Annotated in this window: 16 protein-coding genes; 5 read left to right on the top strand and 11 right to left on the bottom strand. The window is 63.0% G+C overall.

Annotated elements, in window-relative coordinates; all coding sequences use genetic code 11:
* Positions 1 to 411: 411 nt before the first annotated feature.
* Positions 412 to 1,578, top strand: a complete 1,167-nt coding sequence (locus P0D96_RS05130; protein WP_408312181.1) for a porin — start codon at positions 412 to 414, stop codon at positions 1,576 to 1,578.
* Positions 1,579 to 1,737: 159 nt separating this feature from the next.
* On the opposite strand, the gene P0D96_RS05125 is transcribed toward P0D96_RS05130, so the two are convergent.
* Positions 1,738 to 2,541 carry a hypothetical protein gene (locus P0D96_RS05125; RefSeq protein WP_408312336.1) on the bottom strand — a complete coding sequence of 268 codons (804 nt, stop codon included), beginning with the start codon at positions 2,539 to 2,541 and terminating at the stop codon, positions 1,738 to 1,740.
* 74 nt (positions 2,542 to 2,615) lie between these two features.
* Positions 2,616 to 2,813, bottom strand: a complete 198-nt coding sequence (locus P0D96_RS05120; RefSeq protein ID WP_408174985.1) for a hypothetical protein — start codon at positions 2,811 to 2,813, stop codon at positions 2,616 to 2,618.
* A gap of 187 nt (positions 2,814 to 3,000) precedes the next feature.
* On the opposite strand from P0D96_RS05120, the gene P0D96_RS05115 reads away from it, so the two are divergent.
* Positions 3,001 to 3,321, top strand: coding sequence for a DUF4148 domain-containing protein (locus P0D96_RS05115; RefSeq protein WP_132377759.1), 321 nt, complete (start codon positions 3,001 to 3,003; stop codon positions 3,319 to 3,321).
* Positions 3,322 to 3,439: 118 nt separating this feature from the next.
* Here the strand turns inward: P0D96_RS05115 and P0D96_RS05110 are convergent, their stop codons facing one another.
* The 4 genes from P0D96_RS05110 to P0D96_RS05095 all read right to left on the bottom strand — a co-directional run bounded on the left by P0D96_RS05110 (position 3,440) and on the right by P0D96_RS05095 (position 6,956).
* The gene (locus P0D96_RS05110) at positions 3,440 to 3,808 is read right to left on the bottom strand and encodes a VOC family protein (protein ID WP_408174987.1); all 369 of its coding nucleotides are present in this window, start codon (positions 3,806 to 3,808) and stop codon (positions 3,440 to 3,442) included.
* A 48-nt stretch (positions 3,809 to 3,856) separates the two neighbouring features.
* Complete coding sequence (locus P0D96_RS05105; protein WP_408281471.1) at positions 3,857 to 4,153, bottom strand: CPBP family glutamic-type intramembrane protease; 297 nt, start codon at positions 4,151 to 4,153, stop codon at positions 3,857 to 3,859.
* A gap of 554 nt (positions 4,154 to 4,707) precedes the next feature.
* Positions 4,708 to 5,676 (bottom strand): hypothetical protein, encoded by a 969-nt coding sequence (locus P0D96_RS05100; protein WP_408174988.1) that lies wholly within the window; start codon positions 5,674 to 5,676, stop codon positions 4,708 to 4,710.
* 194 nt (positions 5,677 to 5,870) lie between these two features.
* Entirely contained in the window at positions 5,871 to 6,956 is a 1,086-nt protein-coding gene (locus P0D96_RS05095; protein ID WP_408174989.1) for an alpha/beta fold hydrolase, read from the bottom strand.
* A 324-nt stretch (positions 6,957 to 7,280) separates the two neighbouring features.
* On the opposite strand from P0D96_RS05095, the gene P0D96_RS05090 reads away from it, so the two are divergent.
* The gene (locus P0D96_RS05090) at positions 7,281 to 7,742 is read left to right on the top strand and encodes a TerB family tellurite resistance protein (protein ID WP_408174990.1); all 462 of its coding nucleotides are present in this window, start codon (positions 7,281 to 7,283) and stop codon (positions 7,740 to 7,742) included.
* Here P0D96_RS05090 and P0D96_RS05085 read toward each other — a convergent pair.
* On the bottom strand, positions 7,718 to 8,596 hold the full coding sequence (locus P0D96_RS05085) for a LysR family transcriptional regulator (RefSeq protein WP_408281076.1): 879 nt from the start codon (positions 8,594 to 8,596) through the stop codon (positions 7,718 to 7,720). The two genes, P0D96_RS05090 and P0D96_RS05085, sit on opposite strands and share 25 nt — an antisense overlap.
* A gap of 120 nt (positions 8,597 to 8,716) precedes the next feature.
* Here P0D96_RS05085 and P0D96_RS05080 point away from each other — a divergent pair, with 120 nt between their 5' ends.
* Together P0D96_RS05080 and P0D96_RS05075 are read left to right on the top strand one after the other, a co-directional pair.
* Positions 8,717 to 9,481, top strand: a complete 765-nt coding sequence (locus tag P0D96_RS05080) for a TerC family protein (protein ID WP_408312175.1) — start codon at positions 8,717 to 8,719, stop codon at positions 9,479 to 9,481.
* 72 nt (positions 9,482 to 9,553) lie between these two features.
* The gene (locus P0D96_RS05075) at positions 9,554 to 9,853 is read left to right on the top strand and encodes a TFIIB-type zinc ribbon-containing protein (RefSeq protein WP_408174994.1); all 300 of its coding nucleotides are present in this window, start codon (positions 9,554 to 9,556) and stop codon (positions 9,851 to 9,853) included.
* Positions 9,854 to 9,906: 53 nt separating this feature from the next.
* Here the strand turns inward: P0D96_RS05075 and P0D96_RS05070 are convergent, their stop codons facing one another.
* The 4 genes from P0D96_RS05070 to P0D96_RS05055 are packed head-to-tail and all read right to left on the bottom strand — an operon-like array spanning position 9,907 to position 14,641.
* On the bottom strand, positions 9,907 to 10,557 hold the full coding sequence (locus P0D96_RS05070) for a DUF2894 domain-containing protein (RefSeq protein WP_408281074.1): 651 nt from the start codon (positions 10,555 to 10,557) through the stop codon (positions 9,907 to 9,909).
* Positions 10,550 to 11,197: an OmpA family protein gene (locus P0D96_RS05065; protein WP_408174997.1), complete on the bottom strand. Its 648-nt coding sequence runs from the start codon at positions 11,195 to 11,197 to the stop codon at positions 10,550 to 10,552. Before P0D96_RS05065 ends, P0D96_RS05070 begins: the two co-directional genes overlap by 8 nt.
* Positions 11,194 to 13,812, bottom strand: coding sequence for a DUF802 domain-containing protein (locus P0D96_RS05060; protein WP_408281071.1), 2,619 nt, complete (start codon positions 13,810 to 13,812; stop codon positions 11,194 to 11,196). Before P0D96_RS05060 ends, P0D96_RS05065 begins: the two co-directional genes overlap by 4 nt.
* Before the next feature lie 10 nt (positions 13,813 to 13,822).
* A complete protein-coding gene (locus P0D96_RS05055) occupies positions 13,823 to 14,641 on the bottom strand; it encodes a DUF3348 domain-containing protein (protein ID WP_408312172.1) in 819 nt (272 codons plus the stop codon).
* Positions 14,642 to 14,721 lie beyond the last annotated feature (80 nt).

Here is a 14,721-nt window from a genome sequence, read left to right as displayed (position 1 = left end):
TGTCCGCTTGAACATAGCGAGCGGGACAGCAAGTGTCCACGGCGCACGTCACCTTACTGTGTGTCATAAAGACGACAACTACCTACGAATTCGTTTACGAGAAGTTAACAGGCCGATATATTCCGCAAGACATAACGGGACAAGACGGCTCGCTTTTTCAAAGACACTCGCGCGCCGGACCGATTCGCCGATGCTCCGACGCGTCCGTCACCAGGCGGCGCCGATCGCGCACAACGTGGTCGTCGTCTCGCCCCCGTTCAATCGCACTCTTCAGACATCGATCTTTCCCTGCGCGGCCTCGTGCGGCTTTGCCGTGGACGCTCGATTCATGTCTGGTGCCGTTTGCCAACCCGGTTCGCGCCGCGCGCAACAACCTGCGCCGCGCAGCCACCCTATAAGAAGAAGGAAACGATGAAAAAGACCCTGCTCGCAACCGCCGTCCTCGGAAGCATGACGCTCAACGCACATGCACAAAGCAGCGTCACGCTTTACGGCCTGATCGATGCCGGTATCAGCTACGTGAACAACGCCCGAGCCGGCACGGGCCACGACCACCTCGTCAAATACGACGACGGCGTTGCGTCGGGCAGCCGCTGGGGCCTGCGCGGCACGGAAGATCTGGGCGGTGGCCTGAAGGCGCTGTTCGTATTGGAAGGCGGCTTTAACAGCGGCAACGGCACGCTCAGCCAAGGCGGCGCACTGTTCGGCCGTCAGGCTTATGTCGGTCTGTCGCAGAACAACGTCGGCGCGCTGACGTTCGGCCGCCAGTACTCGTTCTCGACGGACTACCTGGGCGGCACGTATTCGACCGGCAGCCAAACCGTTGCAGGCAACTACGATTATCACATCAACGACGTCGACCAGTTGACGTCCAGCCGTATCAACAACGCGGTCAAGTTCAGCAGCGCGAACTTCTCCGGCTTCACGTTCGGCGCGTTGTATGGCTTCTCGAACCAGGCAGGCGCTTTTGCCGGCGCACCGGCCAGCGGCACGGCCGCGGCACCGGTCGCGGGTTCGTCGCGCGCGTATAGCTTCGGGGCGAACTACGCGAACGGCCCGATCAGCGTCGGCGCCGCGTACACGGACATCCGCTTCCCGAGCCAGGCCGTCCCGACCTTCTCGACCACCCTTGCAAACGTGACGACAGGCAACGTGCGCGACCTGCGTACGTACGGTGTCGGCGGCCGTTACACGATCGGCGCGGCCACGCTGTGGGCGCTCTACACCAATACGCGTTTCGAAACGCTGACGGGTGCGGCGACCACGTTCACGGCTTACGATGCAGGCGCGAAATACGCGTTCACCGCGGCCTTGACGGTCGGCGCGGGCTATACGTACATGCATTTGAGCAACGCGAACACGGGCCACTGGAATCAGGGTGACCTGAGCGTCGACTACGCGCTGAGCAAGCGTACTGACGTGTATGCGCTGGGTATCTACCAGATCGCTTCGGGCCACAACACGGCAACGGGCGACGTGCAGGCGCAGATCGGCTCTAGCACGAGCTTCTTCGGTCCGTCGGGTCCGGGCGCGGACAACCAGTTGGCATTCCGCGTCGGCATTCGCCATCGTTTCTGATGCATACGCTCCTCGCCATGGCGAGTTGCGCTGTTAGTTGAACGGTATCTCGCCGCGCAACAACCGACGAGCTTCAGTGTCCGCACTTCTCTTTGTGCTGCACGCTGAAGCTCGTCGGCACATCCGGGGTCGTGAATGACACGCGATGAACGTCGAGAATCAGGCGTCAATCATCGCCTTCCGAAGCCGCCGACGTTCCACCCAGTTGCGTAGCTGGCCCGCCACGAACGCGCCGATCAGCAACGACAGATACAGCATCAGGATGTTGTGGCGCCATGCATCGAGCGCGAGTTGATGCCCGACCAGCTTCGGGTCGGCGTGCAATGGTCCGACACGAAGTGCCAGGACCGCCAGCTTCATTCGAACAAAACCCACAGCGGACAGTGTAGGCAACAGAACGAGCAGTGCAACCAGAAAGGGCTTCGCGCGCCGCGCCCCTTCACGATGACGCATACGCAGCCACAGTCCCAGACAACCATGTACCCAGCCCGGCGCAAGCAGTGCAAGCTGCAAACCTTGCGTGCCGCTGGTGATGAGCGATATCACGATGCGCTCGTAGTTCGGTTCGAAACCGTACAGCGACGAGGCAAGGCGGGTGGACACCACATGGCGGATCAGCAGTAGAGGCAGACTCAGTCCCGCCCAAAGCCGAACCCATTCAGTGAGCGGCAGCTTCCAGTGACGGCGGCCATAGATCGTTCGCAGCGCCAGCGAAAAATGCAATAACGAGGCGCCATAAAGGAGCACCGTTCCCGGCGCACTGCGCCACACCCGCAGCGCCAACACAAGACCGCGCCCCGCAAGATCCAGCGACCAGATTCCGAGTGCGTGATTGACCAGGTGCAGGGAAAGATAGACCAGCAGAACCACCCCGGACACGAGCTGACAGCGGCGCAGAAGAGTATGGACGGTCGATTCCCTCACAACGCGAGCAGACAAACTCAGCGGCCGCCGAAAAGGCATCAGCGGCGCGCGCCCGGCGGCTCGCAACATATCGCCCGCAAGCAGAGGCTTCCAGGTCGCAATGCGCGTTCGATTCATTTCGGCCCCCACGCGCGAGGCCGTTCCTGCCGGTTGCCACCCGTTTTGTGATTCGCCGGCGTCTGGCGAATAGCGTCCGCAAATTTCTGTAGCGCCGACAGCGAACCGCACACGCTGTGGTATTCCTCCCGGCCGATCCGGGCGTCGAGAATAACCGCCATTCCCGATTGACGGGCCATGTCGATGATGTCCATTTTGATCACCCCCAATTCGTGTCTGCACGCACTGCAAGACGCCGAATCCGAGCTGGTTATTCCCACGCTTTTCTCAACGCGCTGCCGGGAATAAGAAATCCACTCCGCTGGTTTACCGGTTCAGAGCGTGCTGATGCCGACTCGCGTCGAGTTCGAACATTGCGCTCGCATATCGAGGAGTATTGACATGAAACTGATCTCTCTGAACCGTCTCATGGTCCGCGCCGTAGCCGGCGCACTCGTCGCAAGCGCCGCCCTTCTGGCGACGGCGAGCGGTGCCTATGCGCAAACATCGGCCACGCCCGGTACGCATCAAGTCACGCGCGCAGAAGTGCGCCATGAACTCGAGGAGTTGGAAGCCGCCGGCTACGACCCGTCTCGCGGCGACGAAAGCGACTATCCCGCCGATATTCAGGAAGCGGAAAGAAAAGTAGCCGCCATGCACGCAGCCCAGCAGAGCGCGCTCAGCGACAACCAGCCGGCAATGCAAAACATGCCCATGCATTGATGGCGGTCCGGTGTGTGTGAACCTGTGGACAGCGGGTTCTCCTTTTGAGCGTCGGTCTTCTTCCGATCGACGCTCCTTTTTTCCCGGCATCGAACTCACCGCGCGCGGGCGTTCGCGTCTAGCGGCTGGAAGCGAAACTGCGGCTGGAGATCGAGATGGAATTGCCGTCGGGGTCCTTGGCATTGGCAAATGTGTAGCCGTCCGCCCGATGCGTTGCGCCGAATTGCAGGCCGTTCTTTGCGCATTGCTCCTTGAACGCCTCCACGTCCCGAATATCGAAAACGAGTTTGACGGTCACTTGTCCGGACTTCACTGCCTTCCCCGCCTGATGAACCATGATGATGGCGCAGCCGTGCGGCGACACCAATTCGATGATGCGGTCATCTGGGTCGACTTTGCGGGCGAATCCGAAGTGTCGTTCATAGAACGCACAGGTCTTAGCGACGTCTTTCACATACAGCAAAATCCGGTTCAAAGTGGGCTGCATTGAATTCCCGATTGTTTTTATAACGATGACGCGCAGCAGCCTTGATCGTCACAGGCTCAATGCGATCGTCAAACTGTTGAAAAGCGCATGCGTTGCAAATGTGGCGCGAAAGGCGGGCCCCGACCGTCTGGCTTCGATGATAAAGAGCGAAGTCAGAATTGCCGCGGTCGACAGCATTCTAATCGCGCGCCAATCGGTATGCCCGTGTCCGAGGCCGAACACCACGGTGGATACGACGCCGGCAACTCCCCACGAACGACGCAGCGGCCCTCGCAAGAACTTGATGATCAGCCACTGAAAAAGAAAAGTCTCATACAGCGGCGCAAATAAAGCGACCCATAGAATTTTGAGCCACAGTGGGCGTCCGGCAAACGGGTCGAGACCCGGCGTCGGATAACCGAATACTCCGCCGAGGCAAATAGAGATTGCATATTGCGCCAGAAGGATGGACGCTACCCCGGCAAAAATGAGAACCGGCGTGGGTACAGTCGTGAGAGCGGCGAGTGATCTGCTTCGAAGTGTCGATGTCGATTCCAGAATTGCCTCCGGTTTGCGGTTATTCGAGTTGTTATCAATCGCTGATTATCGACGAGAAACCGGCTGGTCGCACCACCACGTCATCGCTCCCCACGCAACGCCGCCCAACGGGAATACAACGAATGCCCACAATACTTCTCTGACGCTGATCGTCGAGTGAACATACCACCGGATGCCAAGAGAAATCAGTGCGCTGGAAACGCCGTACATCAATACGCCCCGGGTCACGATAAATCGAAGCATGGTCCATCCTTATGAGTTATTTGGGCAGATGTTCACCCGCGAGTGTTAACTCATCCGGACTTTTCGGCAAGACCCCGCTGCCGTCAAAAACCGAGGCAGCCTTGCTGCCTCAGTCGTCATCACATCTGATTCAGCATCACACTGTTCAATGTGCGCTGCACGATCGGCGCGAGCGACGCGCCCAGCCGCTCGCCCTGAGGTTCGTCGATCAGGCTCGTCAGAAGTTTGGAAAAGCGCGGCTCTTCAACCCCCGACACGATGTACTGCCAGCGATACGCATCCAGCATCCCGGCCTTCACGCGCGCCTGTTCGTGATCCGTGAACGTGCGTCCGGCATTGGCGAGAAAGTACTCCGCGTCGGCCTTGGCCTGCAATTGCAGCAAACCGTCCACCGCGCCGATCAATTCGATCAGGTCGCTAATCGCCGCATCCCGCGCCGTGGCATCGAGCTTCGCATCGTCGCGCAGCCATTCGAGTTCATCGATGATCGCGTGCTGCGACTCTTCTTTCCAGTGAAACAGGAACACGTCCTTGAACAGAGGCGACAGACTGTCATCGACTTCCATGCTCTGACGGTAATGCACCTGCGTCACGATTTCGATGCAGCAGGTCAGCGCGAGAATGGCCCACGTCGATTTGCCGAGAACGAAGTTCGCGACGTCGTCGGTCGGCGGCAAGAAGCGGTAACCCGTCGGCATGTCCTCACCGGCCAGTATCTCAATGCGGCGGAACAGTTCCTGATGCTTCAGTTCTTCTTCGGTGAAACGCATCACGGCTTCGAGCGCGATCTGGTCACCCAGCGCGTGATCGCGGCCTACTTCGAGCATCTTCGCGCCGACAAAACGCTCGACCAGCCGGAACATGTTTGCGTAAGTGCGTCCCTGCACCTGCGACATCAGCCGGCGCTCGTCCGCGTTCAGGAACGGCAGCCGGTCGACTTCCGTGAGACCGTCGGGCAGGAACTTGTGCGAGAGATCGAAGCGGCGTCCGCGAATCACGTCGCGGTCGATATCCCAGCGGATACGCCGGGACACTTCAATACATCTCGCGTAACGCTGGGACGGCAACTCAGCCTGGATGGCATTCATGGCACTACTCCTCGATGGAAAAGGGATTCGAGCGGCGCAGCGAGACTTCGCATGGGTCACCGTCTGAATCGAATTTTCCGTGTGGGGGTCGTAGCGCACATGAGGCGGCGGTCCCGGCAAGCAGCCCGGATAGCGCGAATTAGTGCAGTGCCAGGGGGACCTGTGTCCCGGATGCCCAGGCTGGTCCGATACCGTCAGGCGGCGGGAGAATCGAAACCCGCCTTGCGGGCGAGCACGATGGCCTGAGAACGGTTCTCCACTTCGAGCTTCGCAAAGATGCTCGTGATGTGATTGCGCACGGTCTTTTCGCTGAGCGCGAGCCGCGCGGCAATCTGCGCGTTATCGCGTCCGCCCGCAATCAGCTCGACAATGTCGCGCTCACGCGGCGTCAGCGTGGCGAACACGGGGTCGATGGCGACGTCGGCGGAAAGGAAGTTTCTGATTTCTTCGCGCCAGCGCAGCCACGCGGGCTCCGTATCGAGCAACAGATGATTTTCGCTTTCGAGCGGCACGAATCGCGCATCTGGAATCTGTCCCGCAAGCAGGCGGCTTTCTTCGAAGGGCACGCGGGCATCGCCACTCGCGTGCAGCACAAGCGTCGGGCACGTGACCTGTTCGAGCAGATCGACGACATCGATCTCGTTGAAGACCCGCATGATTCGCGCGGCGTTGCGCGGCGTGGTGGTCATGCGTTCGAGTTCGTTGAACCAGCGATGCTGCTCGGGCGTGCCGCCAGGGATGAACTGCGTCGTGAAGAATTGCCGGAAAGCCGGATTCTGCTGCCCCCAGCCGAGTTCGGCGAGTTTGACGAGCGTTTCGGCCTCGTCGCGCATCGCGTCGCCGCCGTGCCGCTTGAGCTTGCCGCGCGCATAGCCGCCGTAGAGGATCAATTGCTTCACGCGCTCCGGATGCGCGACCGCGTAAGCGACGGAAATCGACGCGCCCTGCGATATGCCCAGCAACGTGAAGCGCTCGACGCCGCTCGCGTCGATTACCGCCTCGAGATCATGCAGCCAGGCTTCGAATGAAATCTCCGCTACGTCGCGATCAGATAGGCCGCAGCCGCGCTGGTCGTAGCGCACGAGCGTGTGATTGCGGCTCAGTTCCTCGACCAGATGGCTCCACACGGGACTCGTCAGATCGAGTTCGAGATGGCTCAGCCAGTTCGCCGCCTTGATGATCACGGGACCGGTGCCCGAGACCGCATAGGCGATGCGCACACCGTCGCTGCTGGTACAGAAACGTATCTGCTGCCGGAGACTGGGCGGACTTGCGGACATGACTCGCGGAATGTAGTTGCGGGCTTGAGAGGCCGTGATTTGTCGGAGGAAAGAACTTCCCGCTAGCCGCGCGGGATGCCGGTATGAGCAGCTTTCAACATAGAAAGCCGTCACGATGTAATCAAACGCTGCAAACGTTCGAGCGCGAACGCGGGACGTGCCGTGGCACACGAGCATTCTTCAAACATCGCCTTCGTGATCGCCTCGCCGAGCTTCGTCTTTTCCGAACCTTCGCTTCGTAATTAGCAGGTTTATCCGATCCTGAACGCACCGCAGACTGGAGTTCATCTTCACTACGGACATCGTCCACGCAAGGAAAATATCATGCGAACCTATCCGCGTAACAGCCCGCAAGCCGCAGCACGCATCGTCGCGCTGGCCCTCACTTCGGACGGTCACGTGTGCAGTTCGGAAGAGCGCGTGCTGCTGCGCTTGAATATCGCCGGCGAACTCGGTCTCGCGCCCGCGCAGTTCGAGCAGATCGTGCAAACGCTGTGCGAGGACCATTCGGTCGCGCATCTGTCATTCGCGCCGCCGGTGGGCCGTCTCGATCCGGCCATGCTCACGACCTTGATCGACGAAATCGACGATCCTGCGTTGCGCCGCAAGATCATTCGCCTATGTGTCGCCGTTACGGTCGCGGACGATTATCTGGCGGACGGCGAAATCGCCCTGCTCGCGGCCATCCTGAACGCGTGGGGACCCAATCTGACGCCGGCCGCCAACCGTCACGGGCTTCCGTCGCGCGTCATGCGCAGTTATCAACGCGCGCCGGCCACCACCTGAGAAGCGAGCCCGTGATGTTGCCCGCGACGCGAGCGGATGGCGTGAATCTCCTCGATCACGCCATCCGCGCGGCCGAGCCAGCGCAGGCCCCGCAGCAGCGACAGGTCCTCCGCGCCGAGTTCCGCGAGCGGAAACACGCCGAGGCCACGCGCGGCGAACACCGCCATCAGCGCGCTGTCCTCGAATTCGCCGACGATGCGCGGCCGGATGCCCTGCGCGTCGAACCAGCGGTCGAGCCGCGCGCGCAAGGCGGCGTGGCGGGTCGGCAAAAGTACGGGCACGTCCGCGAGGCACTGCGGAAAGCCCGCGCGCGCGGACTTGCGGACGATTTCCGTCGGGCCATACCAGTCGACCGGCGAACCGGCGAGGCGCTGGCTCAGCACGCGCAGGTCGGCATTGTGCGGCGCCGGCTGGCAAGCGAGCACCAGATCGAGCCGATGCAGCGCGAGTTCCGACATCAATTCGGCGTGCTCGCCCTCGTGACACAAGAGCCGCAGCGACGGCGTACCGAGCACCGGCGCCAGCAACGCGTGCGCCGCGAGCTTTGAAATGCCGTCGGACAGACCGACGGCGAGCCGCGCCACGCCTTCCCCTCCGGCCTCGCGCATCTCGTCGAGGAGCGCCTCGCCGAGCTGAAAAATCTGTTCCGCGCGATTGAACGCCGTCTCGCCGGCTTCCGTCATCGTGACGCCGCGCCCCGCCGGTTTCAGCAATTGACGCCCGATCGATTTTTCGAGCTCCCGAACCTGCGCGCTGATGGTCTGCACCGCCATGTCGAGCCGTTCGGCCGCGCGCGCGAAGCCGCCCTCTTTCACGACGATCCAGAAATAGTACAGATGACGGTAGTTGAGCATGGCGTAACACTTCGAAAAATACGATACGTCGCTCAGAGTATCACTGATTTATCCGAAGCCAGAAGATGGCGATCATGACGCTAATCCGACGTCACCCGCATTCATTCGCCAACGGACACCATGGACACTCTGCTCACACTCGTTGCCGACCCCGCCGCATGGGCCGCGCTCCTCACGCTGGTCGTGATGGAAATCGTGCTCGGCATCGACAACCTGATCTTCATCTCGATCCTGAGCAACAAGCTGCCGGAAGCGCAACGTGCTCGCACGCAGCGCATCGGCATCATGCTCGCGCTCGTGATGCGGCTCGGCCTGCTCGGCACGGTCGCGTGGATCGCGCAGTTGACCGCGCCGGCCATTACGCTCTTCGGCCACGCGTTTTCGTGGCGCGATCTGATTCTGCTCGGCGGTGGCCTGTTCCTCGTCTGGAAGGCGACGCGTGAAATTCACCATCACGTGGTCCATGCCGAAGAGGAACGCAGCAAGACGGGCAGCACCGTCCAGTTGACCGTGGCGGCCGCGATCGGCCAGATCCTGGTGCTCGATATGGTGTTCTCGGTCGACAGCATCATCACCGCGGTCGGCATGACCGAACACATGCCGATCATGTTCGTCGCGGTGATCAGCGCGGTCCTGGCAATGCTGTTCGCCGCACGCCCGCTGTCACGCTTTATCGATCGCAATCCGACCATCGTCACGCTCGCGCTCAGCTTTCTGCTCGTGATCGGCATGACGCTGATTGCGGAAGGTTTTGGCTCACACGTGCCGAAGGCCTACATCTACGTGGCGATGGCGTTCTCCGGTTTCGTCGAGGCGATGAACATGCTGGTGCGCCGCGCGAAATCGAAGCGCACTCGGCACCGGGCAACGGTCGATACCGTGTGATGGTTTGTTTCCGGATCGGGCGGCTCGCCCGGTCCAGCATTCGATGTCTTTCTACTCTTGAGGAGCGACACTATGAAATGCCCCGTTTGCAAGACCACCGACCTGCTGATGACCGAGCGTCGCTCGATCGAAGTCGATTACTGCCCGGACTGCCGGGGTGTGTGGCTCGATCGAGGGGAACTCGACAAGCTGATTGCGCAGGACGCGGCAAGTGCCGACGCACCGCCCGCGCCGCGTGGTGCAAGCCGCGACGGCTACCGGGAGCGGGAGCATTCGTACGATAACCACCAGCGTGGATACGACGACCGTCGAACGGACTATCGGACGCAGAAGAAAAAGCGCTCGATTTTCGACGTGTTCGATTTCGACTGAGCGTCGTCAGCCGTGAGGGAAGAAGCGCCGGGAACATTCCGGCGCATATCGCACTAGCGTGCTTTGCCGCGAGCGCTCTTGCCGGCGTTGCCGCCGCGAGGCGCGTCTTTACCGGTGGGCGCGGCGCCACCATTCATCTGCTCCATCCACGACAAGGCGTCGACGTAGGACAGAAACTGCTTGAGGTAGCCCGGTGAAACTTCGCGCATGAGTGAGAGCGCCCGGTGCACGAGGCTGCTCGAGTTGAGCGGGCCGGCGTTTCCAGGCACCTGTTCCAGCGACTGCCGCATCTGCTTCTCGGTACGGACTTTCGACCAGACTTCCCTGAAATAATCCAGCGCGGGCAGTTCGGGATACGAAGCGGAGTGCGGCAATCCGCTCGCCACAGGCACATGATCCTGACTCGCGATGTAATCGACGAGGCCTTTCAGCGTTGCATCCGCGGATTCGCCCGCGCCGTGAGCAGCTGCGTCGTTAGCCGAAGAGGCCGCGCGTTCGATTTGCGCGGCATACGCGTCCAGCAGACCCGACAGCCGCTCGTCCAAAATCCGTCGTGTTTCGCCGCCGTGGGCGGCCGCGCGCCGCTCGAACGCATCGATGAAATGGAAGCGCACAGGATCCAGGCGATCCGCGCCGCGCTCGCGCCACGCGTCGAGCGTCGCACGGGCTCCGCTTGCCGGATCGCTGTCGCCGCCGTTAATCACGTGGCTTCACCGTTGCAATCGACGGCCTCGGCACCGGCGCGATTTCCACACGACGGTTTTTGGCGCGTCCCTGCTCATCCGTATTCGAGCTCGCTGGTTGCCCGGAGCCGAACGCCGCCGCGAACAACGACGACGCGGGCACGCCGTCGTCGATCAGCGCGCGCGTCACCGTCAGCGCGCGCTGCGCCGACAGTTCCCAATTGTCGGCGAAACGGCGATTGCCTTCGCGCAACCGCTGGTCGTCGGTAAAGCCGCTCACCATCAGGATTTCGTCATTGGCGCCGAGATACGCGGACAGCGGCCCGGCCAGACTCTTCAGCAGATCCCGGCCTTGCGGCTGCAACTGATCCGAGTTCAGCGCAAACAGCACATTGCCGCTGATGCCGATGCGCCCGTTCACCAGCGTCACGCGCCCGGCGGCGAGCGGACCCGCGAGCGCCTGCTCAAGGGTCTTGCGGCGCTGCGTTTCCAGTTGACGCTGCTTGACCTCCTGCTCCAGCTTGCTCGAAAGCTCCAGTTGCACGCCGATCACGCCCACGAGGATGAGCACGAAGGCGCCCAGCAGCACCGACATCAGGTCGCCAAAAACCGGCCAGATCGGCGCGACCTGCTCCACGCCGCCGTCGATGTCCTCGCTCATGCCGCTTCAGCTCCCGCCGATGCGCGCCGGCCGGCGAGCCGCTGCAGGTCTTCGACGATCTGCTTCTGCGACATCACGCTCAGGTCGATGACTTCCCGCGCCTGCGCCACGTAGTACGCAAGCTGTTCGTCGCTGCGCGCAAGGGATTTGTCGAGCGCGCTTTCGATACGTTGCAGGTGCGTCACCAGCTTGTCGTTCGACTCGCCGAACACTTGCACGGCGGTGCCGAACGCTTCGCCGAGACTTGCCACTTCGACGGCGCTGCCAGTGACTTGCGCGGCAACCGCGCCTAGCTTGCCGGTTTCGAGTTCGATCCTGTCGGTGAAGCGCGTGCCGACGCGCTCCAGCAAATCCGCCGACGTGGCGACGAGCGCGTCGACCGCCGTGCGCTGCTCGGTGGACGCGTGATTGACGGCGTCGAGCAGGGTTTCCAGCGTTTCCAGCAAGCGAGCGCGCTCCTGCAGCATCGCGGTGTCGCGGACCATGCTGTCGGAGAGCTTCTGGCGCAGTTCGGCGACGACTTCGGCCGCGGCCTTCGGCGCTTCCGAGGCGGCTTGCACGAGTTGGCCGATCTCGGCGATCGTGTCGCTGGCGTGGGCCTGCGTCTGGGCCGAGATGTCGCGCGCGGTTTGCGCCAGCGTCTCGCAGATTTCCTGCTGACGGCTCGCGGTGCGTGCGCCCGCTTGTTCCCACTCCTGGCTCAGCGTCGTGGCCATCGTGCCGAGCGCTTCGGTCCAGGCTGCCAGACGTTGCTGGTCCCGCGAGGCCAATTCGGCCTGGAGGTTCGCAGCAGCCTTCGGCGCTTCCGCCGCGGCCTGCACGAGCCGGTCGATTTCAGCAATCGTGTTGCTAGCGTGGGCTTGCGTTTGAGCCGATATGTCGCGAGCGGTTTGCGCCAGCGTCTCGCAGATTTCCTGCTGACGGCTCGCAGTGCGCGCGCCCGACTGCTCCCATTCCTTGCTCAAGGTCGCCGCCATCGCGCCGAGCGTCTCGGTCCAGGCTGCCAACCGTTGCTGGTCCCGCGAGGCCAATTCGGCCTGCAGATTCGCCGCGGCCTTCGGTGCTTCCGCCGCGGCCTCGACCAGCCGGTCGATTTCGGCAATCGTCTTGCTGGCGTGTGCCTGCGTTTGAGCCGAAATATCACGCGCCGTTTGCGCCAGCGTCTCGCAGATTTCCTGCTGACGGCTCGCGGTTTGCGTGCCCGACTGCTCCCATTCCTTGCTCAAGGTCGCGGCCATCGCGCCGAGCGTCTCGGTCCACACCGCGAGCCGCTGTTCATCCTTCGAAGCCAGCTCGGTCTGCAAATCCGCGTGCGACTGCCCCACGCCACGCAGCAGGGACGCCGCGTGCCGCTCGAAAGTCGCAGCGGCTGCCGCCCATGCCTGCTGGTTGCTCGCCGCAAGCTTCTCGCCGACGCTCTCCTGACGCGACAGCGCCTCGTTCCACGCCTGCGAGACATTTCCCGCCGTGCTTTCCAGCCGCGCGGACACGCCATCCAGCAGACCGGCCGAGCGTTGCTCGAAAGTGTCGGTGAAGCGATCCAGCGAGGCGCGCAGATGCTGCGCCAGTTCCTCGCTCGAACGTTGATGTCCCGACAATGCCTTGTTCCAGATATCCGCGACGGTCGTCGTGCTCATCTCGAAGCCGTTCGTCAGGCCGTCCAGTTGCCGTTGCACAGCGTGCGTGACGGTGTCGTGCAAGGCCGTCGTCTCGCGCGCGAGGCCGGCCATCGTGGCTTCCATGACCGGCTGCAGCGCCGCGCCGGCGGCGCGCGTGCTGTCCGCCACGCTCTCCTTCAACGACTGCTCGACCGAACTGGCGAGGCGCGTATAAGCGGCCTCGGCCCTGACGTGGAAAGCCTCCTGGCTGGCGATCTGCCGCTCATTCAACGCGAGGCTTTGTTGCTCGATGGCCGACATCATCGTCTGCAGCCGGTCGACCAGCGTGGGCATCACTTCAGTCTGACGCTGCAAAAGCCTGAACGCCTCTTCGCGCTGATGACTCTGCGAGTAGATGCGCAGGGTCGTCGCGATCTTCACGTCGAGCATCTGCGCTGCCTGCAGGCGCTCGCGACGGCACAGCGCGGACAGCAACCCCAGCATCGCGGAGGTGGCCACGCCCGCAATCGAGGTGCCGAACGCAAAGCCCAAGCCCTTGACCGGCGCGGCGAGCGAAGCGCGGATCGCTTGCAGGTCGGTCGCGCTTTCCAGCGCCATGCCGGTGCCGCGCAAGGTCACCACCATGCCGAGCAGCGTGCCGAGCATGCCGAGCAGCACCAGCAAGCCGACCAGGTAAGGCGTCAGCGCCGGACCCGGCAAGGCCACCCGCTCGCCCTCGATGCGCAGGCGCGCCGCGTTGCGCAAGCTCGGATGCAAGGGCTCGAGCCATGCGCCGAGATTCGGCGGCGGCCCGGACAGCCCGGCGACCGCGTGCGCGAGCGTGGCGGTGGCCTGGTTGTAGCGGTGCAATTCGAGCGCGCCCGCCAGGTAGCACACGCCGATCAATAACGTGACGGCCAGCGCCAGCGGGTTCGAACCGAGGTAGCCGGCGGCGATCCAGCACACAGCGGCCAGACCGGCCAAAAACACAACGAGATCAATACGATATCTGGACATAGTGTCCCAGTTAGCTGGCGCGAAGGGCGGCGAGCAACCCTTCGACCGGTTGTAAACGAACATCCAGTTCGGCAAGCAACACGCTTTGCATGTCCTTGCGGAACACATTCAGCCATGCGCCGGGCGTGGGCGCCGCTGGGTTGCTTGCGGCGCTGCTTGCCACATTGCTTCCGGCGTCGTCCGCGGATTCGGCAGATTCGGCGGACTCGCCGGCCTCGGCGGCGGCCAGCGTCGCCTGCTCGGCCGCGCGCAAGCGCTCGAAGTGCCCGGCCAGCAGCACGGGCACGGCAGCCAGCAGATTGCGCTCGCGCTCGCTCAGCGCGCGCTCCATCACCGCATCCACCACGGCGAGCCGCGCCATGGCGGGCGTTCTGGCGGCCAGCATGTTCCGCAGGCGGCCGCGCAGATTGCCGATCGCCATTTCCATCGACTGCTGGATGGAGAGGTAGCGTTGACGGAAAACCGCGTAATCGGCCGCCGGCTCCGCGGGCGCATTCTGCGACGCCGCATGTGCGGACGCATGCGCGGGACCACGCCGCCTGTCGGCTGCGAACACGCTATCGCCCGTGATGGTCTTCGCGAGCGAACTGCGCGCGCGCACGTACTCCGACTCTTCGGCGCTGCCGAAGCTTCGCGCGCCGGCGGCGACGGCCGGCGGATTGCCGCTCAGTGCCGAGGACAGCGCAATGGCGTCGGTCCAGCCGAGCCATTGGCTGAGCCGGTCCGAGAGCGATTGCCTGGATTCGGGGACATCGACATCCGCGAGGCGTGCCAGTAAGCGAATGAGCGCCGGGCCGCTGAGGGCGGTGCGCTGGGGGGCTTGCAACATACCACCGGAGACAAAAAAGTCGCCAGTTTACACGCTGTCGGCGCCTGGGCGGCCGCAAGTCGATCCGCGGACCGTGCGCG

It is taken from the genome of Paraburkholderia sp. RL17-347-BIC-D, from assembly GCF_046027915.1.
Classification (GTDB): Bacteria; Pseudomonadota; Gammaproteobacteria; order Burkholderiales; family Burkholderiaceae; genus Paraburkholderia.
This window is presented reverse-complemented; position numbering and strand designations above follow the sequence as displayed.